Genomic DNA, 256 nt, shown 5'->3' on the forward strand with positions numbered 1-256 from the left:
TGAAACTCAAAGGAATTGACGGGGGCCCGCACAAGCGGTGGAGCATGTGGTTTAATTCGAAGCAACGCGAAGAACCTTACCAGGTCTTGACATCCTCTGACACTCCTAGAGATAGGACGTTCCCCTTCGGGGGACAGAGTGACAGGTGGTGCATGGTTGTCGTCAGCTCGTGTCGTGAGATGTTGGGTTAAGTCCCGCAACGAGCGCAACCCTTGTTCTTAGTTGCCAGCATTTAGTTGGGCACTCTAAGGAGACT

At 52.7% G+C, this 256-nt stretch carries 1 rRNA gene; it reads left to right on the top strand.

The window, feature by feature from the left end:
- Positions 1-256: ribosomal RNA gene (locus M3189_RS26715) — 16S ribosomal RNA — on the top strand; the annotation flags it as partial.

This window comes from Neobacillus niacini, from assembly GCF_023715415.1.
Classification (GTDB): Bacteria; Bacillota; Bacilli; order Bacillales; family Cytobacillaceae; genus Neobacillus; species Neobacillus niacini_C.